Raw genomic sequence first — 6589 nt, 5'->3', positions numbered from 1 at the left:
GACTCGGTCGGGCAGAATGTCCTGAACCGACCAGCCCTCGAGCTCATCGCCGATGCGCAGACGCCGAAGTCGGGGCTGACCCGGATCCTGCACCCAGGCCGAGATCAGGTCCGATGAGATGATCACCGCGCTGAGATCCATTCCGTCCAACGCGGCCGCGAGATCCGGCCCGACGAGGTCCGGGGGCTCAGTCTCATCCGGATCCTCCGGTCGCCGCTGGGGTCGGAACAACGGGCGGTCGATGACGCTCGTGTAGCTGTCTTTCGGGTCGGGCGGCATCAATCGGGCCAAGGCGTCCTCGGCTTTCCTGCCGTCCGCCGGGTCCGTCGCGGGCGGCTCGGTCAGGCCGGCCCGCGATGGATCGGGAGGCCAGTCTCTCCATTGCACCATCAGGACGACCGCGAGGGTGACGAGGATGGCTCCGGGGATCAGCCTTGTCACTGGTCACCCCCGAGTGTAAAGCCGAAGATGTCGAGTCGCATCGTGAGCTCGCCGCTGGGATTGACGGGGGGGCGCCTGATCACACGTCCTCTGGGGTCGCGTGCGGGCTGTTGCGGACGCGCCGAAGACCGAATGGAGAGCTGATCGACGAACAGAAAGGGCCGCTGCTGCTCGAGATCATAGAGGATGTCGAGCAGGGTTTCGGTGGATCCCTGGATCTGGGTGCGGACCCGGACTCGTGGAGGACGCTCGTCCGGGGGGCCGGGAAGGAGCTGGGTGCTGATCAGGCGGCCGCTGGCCGCGTTCACGATATCCTGCACCTGGCGCTGCAGCTCGGCGCCGGCCAGCGCGGGGGTGGGGGCATCGAAATAGAAGGCCTTGAAGGTCTCGTTGGCGCGCACACGCTCGAGCTCGGCTTGAAGGCTCGGCAGTGTCTGAATCATTCGCCGATAACGCGCGAGCTGATCCTCGCTGTCTGCGATCCTGGCGGAGAGGCGACCCATCTGCGCTGTCCAGGACATCGCCAGGGCTCCGGTGACCAGCAGGGGAATCGTGATGATCAGGACCCAGGCCAGGACGCACAGAATGTTCGACGTCGGTCGCGAGCTCATTCTTCCCTCGTTCGCGAAAAACGCAGCGAGATGTTGAACCGTTCCTTGCCGGTTTGCGGGACCTGGGTGACGGGCGACCTGAATGAGACCTCATCCATCCCAGGAGCCTGCTCCAGCAGGGCGATGAGGGCGGTGGCCTGGCCCGATTCACCCCGCAGCTCGACCCGGCCGTCGTTGTAGTCGAACGTCTGGATCCAGGTGTCGTCGGGGATGCGCTCGGTCAACTCGCGCAACATGACGAGGACATTCGGCTCGTCCCATTTTTGCTGCAGGACCGCCGTGCTGCCCAAGCGGGCGCGTTCCAGCTCCTGGCGCAGATCGTCGACCGCGACGGCTTCGATCCGGGCGTGCCGGACCTGCGAGTCGAGCGCCTCGGCGATCCGTTGGCGCTGCCACCAAGGGCCGATCAGAATGGCCGCGACCAGCAAGAGCGCCGATGTCCAGAGCAGCCTGTCGAGACTGAAGAGCTCCAAGCGGCGCTTCGGACGCTCCGAAGGCGGCAAGAGGTTGGCGTTCGACCATGCGCCATCCCACCAAACCCGATCGATCGGTGCGCCCGCATCGCCGAGCCGCTTGATCCATGGAGCGACGAGGTCGCGGCGGCACAGGGCCAGGTCCACGTTCAGGCGGCGAGCGCCCTTCGGGCCGGGGCGTATCGAGAAATCGTACAGGACCTCATCCGGTTGGAACGGTGAGAGGCGATCCAGCTCGTATCGGATCACTTGAGCAAGATTGCCTCGGACCTGAGCCGGCAGAGAGACCCTGCGGGTCAGAATGGCGTCAGGCGGCAGCATCAATTCGCGCGTCGGGGCCCGCTCCTGTCCGGAGTGGCTGATGTCGGGGAAAGGGATGATTGCATGCAGGTCCACCGCGCCGACCGGCTCGCGCTCTTCACCCACCGCCAGGACGACCCGGGCCACCTCACGCTCAGGCTCGATGATGAGGCGCCGGCGGCGCCTCGCCAGCATGCGCCTTACCCGCTTGGGCAGGCAGGCGGAGAGCGATTCACGGAGGCCCTCATAGACCCCGTCAAGGGCCGCAATGCCAGCGCCCCGTGGGCCCTTAACCAAGAAATTGAGACGATCTAGGAGGGCCATGGTCGATGGTCGTCATCGCGTGGTAAGAGACGGTTGCACACCGGGTACCGTCGGTTGTCGTCACCCGATGCCAGAGAGCGACGACCGCTGGCAACCTGCCCCCGCAGTTTACGTCCACAGCGCGCCCGTGCGCCAGTCAATCACTGCGCAGCTCGCTCGACGGAGGGGGCGCGTTTGTCAGACCGAATCGGCGCCAACGCACCCGATAAGGCGGCTGCTCGCCTGGCGTGGTCTCGATCAGGGCTTCCATCCTGCGGCCCAGCCGGCCCCGGCCGACCTCGCCGACCTCGATCCGATAGAGGGGTCCTCCGCGATCGACGAAGCGAGGTCCGCCGCTGTCCTCGAACAGGGGTGCGTCGCGTTCGGCGACGCGCGCCTGTGCCTCATCCAGAGGGATCCCTTCCAATGCGGCCACGGCCGCGGCGGAGGCAAACCGCTCTTCGAAATTGGCGTCGTCGATATCGACACTGACCTCCGGGGCCAGGCGCTCATACAGCTCGGGCGTCATTCCGATGACCTGGAGGAGCTCCTCGGCGATCACGAAAGGGGCGTCCTTTGCGCCGATTGTGCGTCCGGCATCGCGGTAGTCGCGATCTTCGGCGCCATTGAGGAGTGTCAGGTCGTCTTCGTCGCGCCAATCCACGATGGCCGCCGCAACGGACTCCGCGACGGCGTCTTCCGCGCCGAGCGCCACAAGCAGGGCCGCGAGCAGCTCTGGAGTGGCCTGATTGAGATCGATTCGCGACGTCTCATTGGTGACGCGAATCTGCAGGTCGGAACCCGCGATCCGCCAGGGCCGGGGAACGCCGTTGGGCAACCATGCGGCGGCTTCCGGGTCGGTCGCTTCCGGCGGGGGCATCGCAAAGACGAGGACGGTATAGGCTAGAGCGGCATCGGCCAGGGCCCGAAAGCGCGCGGCCGAGACATGATTGTCGCTCAATGCGGTCTCGGTGCGTTGCGCCGCGGTCAGCCCGAGGGCCATCACGGTCAAGAGGGTCAGTACCCAGAGCACCAGGACGAGGGCGATGCCGTTGTGACGCATCCCCCTCACATGAGACTCTCGGGCAGTTTGACGACCAGATCGGGCCAGGTCTGAGCCGGCGTGCTGAGATGAATCCTCAGCAATGCCGGGAGGGTCGACTGGCCGAGCCACTCCTCATGCCAGTCGGGCTCGAGATCGCCGTCGGCCATCCCGAAATAGGCGATTGCGAGCTCCCCGACCGGCTCGAGCAGCACGGTCCGGCCAAAGGCGCCGGCTGCGGCGTCGGTATCGCGGGACCAGTCTTCATCTTCAACAAAGAGGCCTGAGTCCTCATCCAAAGGCTCCCAGGGTGGGATGCCGTTGGATCCCTGGAGCACCTCCGGATGCGCCAGCCAGTGCGTCAGGACCAGCCCTTGGCCATCGCCGATGGGCGCCAGACCTAGGCGGAGGACGTATAGACCGGGGACGCCCACATGCTCCGACAGGGGTGCGGCCAGCTCCAGGCGCTCGCTGTCTCCGGCGAAGACTGAGACGACCTCGCCATCGAGCGTGAGCGTCGTTGGGCGAGCCTGAGTCAGCATCCACAGCAGAAAGTCCTGCGCGACCCGCACCTCGGACACCTGCTCCGAAATCGCATCCACCCCTTCCCAGGCGCGGGATCCGAGCTGCAAACCGGAGAACAACATGAGCGTGATGAGGCTGACGATGGCCAGCGCAATCAGCAGCTCGATCAGGGTGAATCCGTTTCCCGGCTCGTTCAGCACAGTGCCCCTAGAAGTGTTCGCCCAGGCGCAGGGTCGTTAGCGTGAGGCTGCGCACCCGGCCGGCATCCTGCCAGAGTGCAGTCGCGTTGATGCGGTACGGCATGGCGGGGGGAGCGTCAACAGACGTCTCGCCAAGCGACACGGGCACGATCGTGATCTCCCATGCGATGCCGTCTTCCGGATCGCCAGAGACGGCGCCTTCCTCCAAGGGGATCTCGGTCCCGACCGCGTTCAGCTTGGCCTCGGCCAGCGAGGCGGCACGACTGTATTGCGACGAAACCAGGGTGGTTCGGGTCGCCTGCGAGAAGATCTGCATCAACACCCCGAGGGAGATCGCGAGGATTGCGAAGGCGACGAGCACCTCCAGCAGGGAGAAGCCGGACTCCCGCGGACCCCTGATTGCAGTGTGTTTCATTCCGGAACCCAAGGTGCCATGCGGACCCGCCCGGTGAGCCAGTTGACGCCGACCTGATAGCCGGAATCACCGTAGGCCAGGATCACCCGCCCTCCGGTGGAGCTTCCGTCGGGAAAGAAACGGATTGCCCCGCGTTGGTCGTCCAGCATCTCCTGCTCCGCAGCTTCCAGCGTCAGGTCGAGCCTTTTCGGGAGCGTCAGCACGCGGTGTCCCGGCAGCTCCAGGCGGCGCGCCTCGACGTCTACGACCAAACCGAGATCCGTGCCCTGCCGGATGGCCGACTCCCTGGCCAATCGGAGGCTGTGAAGGGTTCGCCGAGCCGCGGCCTTCATCTCGAGCCCTGGCAGGGCGGCCGAGAAGAGCGGCGGCACCGCGGACATGGCCAGGGCGGCGATCGCCAGGACCACGAGCAGCTCCACCAAGGTGAAACCCCGGTGCCGTGGATCGCGTCGCCGGCGCAGCCCGATGCGCGACGGCGCAGGTTGAGGTGACGGGTTCAGTCCCAACTGCGGATGTCGGTGTTCTCGCCTTCGCCGCCCTCACGATTGTCCGCGCCAAGCGACCAGATATCGACAGCCCCGTGCTCGCCGGGGAACCGGTACTCGTAGTCGAACCCCCAGGGGTCCTTCGGGACATCGCCTTTTCGCAGATAGGGACCGTTCCAATTCTGCAGGTTCGCCGGGCGTTCCACGAGGGCCTGCAGACCCTCTGATTGGGTCGGATAGCGACCCACCTCCAATCGGTACATGTCCAGGGTGGCCGCGAGATTCTCGATCTGCAGCTTTGCGGTCTTGGTCTTGGATGAGCCGAGGAAGCTCATGACCTGTGGACCGACCAGCCCGGCGAGCAGGCCGAGGATCGCTAGGACGACGAGCAGCTCGACGAGCGTGAAACCGCGATGGCGCTTGTGTTTGATGGCGTACATGGCTTGACTGGGATGCTTGTTTCTGTCCGTGCACATTGTATTGTGCCGGCGAAGTGGGACCAAGGCGCTATCGAACGCGAGCAGCCCGCCCGACGTGACCGATCCGCCGAGCGTGATGACGTGTCTTTCGGTTCGGTTGGAGTCAAAATACCAGCTCGTTCGCGCCCAGAATGGCCATCAGGATCGAGACGATGATTCCTGCGACGATGACGCCGAGGCCGATGATGAGTATCGGCTCGAGGAGCGTCAGCATACTCTGAACGCTGGAGCGGGTCTCCCGGTCGTAGATGCTCGCGACCTTTGCCAGCATGGCATCCAGACTCCCGGACTCCTCGCCGACGCGGATCATCTGCAGCGCCAGATCCGGGAGGGCCTGGAGGCGGACCAAGGGGCCCGCGAGACCCCGGCCGTGTTTGAGGTCGTCGCCGGCCTCGTTCAGCAGTCCAGAGAGCTTGCGGTTGGAAACCACCTCTTTCGCCAGGGTCAGGGCGCTCAGCAAGGGAAGACCGTTTTTCAAGAGCGTGGCCAGCGTGTGACAGAGACGAGCCGTCTCCATCTTCCAGACGAGGTCGCCGATCAGCGGGACGTCCAGAATCTGGTGGTCGACCCGCTCGCGTACGGCCGGATCCTGAAGCCAGCGCTCCAGCACCACTGCGATCGAGGCGAGGCCGACGAGCATGGCCCACCAATAGTTGCGGAACAGGTCGCCGGCCCCGACGACGATCTTTGTGGGCAGCGGAAGCGCCTCCCCCATATCCTCGAACAGAACCGTGAATTGGGGTACGACGAAGACCAACAGCATGATCACCGAGAGCCCGGCGACCACCAGCAGGATGGAGGGGTAGATCAAGGCGGAGGTGACCGTCTGGCGCAGCTCGGCTAAGCGTTCGAGATAATCGGCAAGACGATCGAGGACCTGGTCGAGTGCGCCGCCGGCCTCTCCTGCCCGCACCATGTTCACATAGAGTCGGGGGAACTGCCCGTCCTGCATCTCGAGCGCGCTGGAGAAGGTGGCCCCGCCCCTGACCCGGTTTTGCAGATCCGACAACACCTTGACAAGGTGCTCCTCGCCGGTGAGGGCCACGAGGATCTGCAACGAGCGGTCAAGGGTCATCCCGGCTTCCAAGAGCGTCGCCAACTCGCGCGTCAGGATGCCGATCTCCTTCTGAGTGAGGCGTCGGCGTCGCACCCGTCCCAACCGAGCACGCAAACCGGCCGAAGAGCGGGTGTCGATCGGGATCAGCCCCTCCGACTGGAGTTGGCGCACGAGCGTGGCTTCGTCGGCAGCCTCCTGCTCGCCCTCGACCGATTCCCCGTCGGGCTTCACGGCCTTAAACAGATATTTTGGCAACTT

General features: G+C 65.3%; 9 protein-coding genes. All 9 read right to left on the bottom strand.

Going from position 1 to position 6589, the window contains the following annotated elements; all coding sequences use genetic code 11:
* A partial coding sequence (locus tag LJE61_RS07805) for a hypothetical protein (RefSeq protein ID WP_296915142.1) occupies window positions 1–441 on the bottom strand: 441 nt, incomplete at its 3' end.
* On the bottom strand, window positions 438–1052 hold the full coding sequence (gene gspM / locus LJE61_RS07800) for a type II secretion system protein GspM (RefSeq protein WP_296915140.1): 615 nt from the start codon (window positions 1050–1052) through the stop codon (window positions 438–440). The genes gspM and LJE61_RS07805, both read right to left, overlap by 4 nt.
* Window positions 1049–2149, bottom strand: a complete 1101-nt coding sequence (locus LJE61_RS07795; RefSeq protein ID WP_296915137.1) for a PilN domain-containing protein — start codon at window positions 2147–2149, stop codon at window positions 1049–1051. The genes gspM and LJE61_RS07795 overlap by 4 nt, the downstream gene beginning before the upstream one ends.
* 136 nt (window positions 2150–2285) lie before the next feature.
* A complete protein-coding gene (locus LJE61_RS07790; protein WP_296915133.1) occupies window positions 2286–3191 on the bottom strand; it encodes a type II secretion system minor pseudopilin in 906 nt (301 codons plus the stop codon).
* A gap of 5 nt (window positions 3192–3196) precedes the next feature.
* Window positions 3197–3895 (bottom strand): prepilin-type N-terminal cleavage/methylation domain-containing protein, encoded by a 699-nt coding sequence (locus LJE61_RS07785; protein WP_296915130.1) that lies wholly within the window; start codon window positions 3893–3895, stop codon window positions 3197–3199.
* A 7-nt stretch (window positions 3896–3902) separates the two neighbouring features.
* On the bottom strand, window positions 3903–4310 hold the full coding sequence (locus LJE61_RS07780) for a type IV pilus modification PilV family protein (RefSeq protein ID WP_296915127.1): 408 nt from the start codon (window positions 4308–4310) through the stop codon (window positions 3903–3905).
* Entirely contained in the window at window positions 4307–4777 is a 471-nt protein-coding gene (locus LJE61_RS07775; RefSeq protein WP_519972675.1) for a GspH/FimT family pseudopilin, read from the bottom strand. Before LJE61_RS07775 ends, LJE61_RS07780 begins: the two co-directional genes overlap by 4 nt.
* Before the next feature lie 29 nt (window positions 4778–4806).
* A complete protein-coding gene (gene gspG / locus LJE61_RS07770) occupies window positions 4807–5235 on the bottom strand; it encodes a type II secretion system major pseudopilin GspG (protein WP_296915124.1) in 429 nt (142 codons plus the stop codon).
* A gap of 142 nt (window positions 5236–5377) precedes the next feature.
* Window positions 5378–6586: a type II secretion system F family protein gene (locus LJE61_RS07765; protein ID WP_296915121.1), complete on the bottom strand. Its 1209-nt coding sequence runs from the start codon at window positions 6584–6586 to the stop codon at window positions 5378–5380.
* Window positions 6587–6589 lie beyond the last annotated feature (3 nt).

The sequence above is a fragment of the Thiocapsa sp. genome (genome assembly GCF_022340925.1).
Classification (GTDB): domain Bacteria; phylum Pseudomonadota; class Gammaproteobacteria; order Chromatiales; family Chromatiaceae; genus Thiocapsa.
Note: the sequence above shows the minus strand (reverse complement) of the source record. Positions and strands in the feature narration are given on the sequence as shown.

Excerpts from the sequence above, each read along its gene's own strand:
- gspM (WP_296915140.1), bottom strand. The coding sequence starts at position 1,052 with ATGAGCTCGCGACCGACGTCGAACATTCTGTGCGTCCTGGCCTGGGTC.
- LJE61_RS07795 (WP_296915137.1), bottom strand. The coding sequence starts at position 2,149 with ATGGCCCTCCTAGATCGTCTCAATTTCTTGGTTAAGGGCCCACGGGGC.
- LJE61_RS07790 (WP_296915133.1), bottom strand. The coding sequence starts at position 3,191 with ATGCGTCACAACGGCATCGCCCTCGTCCTGGTGCTCTGGGTACTGACC.
- LJE61_RS07780 (WP_296915127.1), bottom strand. The coding sequence starts at position 4,310 with ATGAAACACACTGCAATCAGGGGTCCGCGGGAGTCCGGCTTCTCCCTG.
- gspG (WP_296915124.1), bottom strand. The coding sequence starts at position 5,235 with ATGTACGCCATCAAACACAAGCGCCATCGCGGTTTCACGCTCGTCGAG.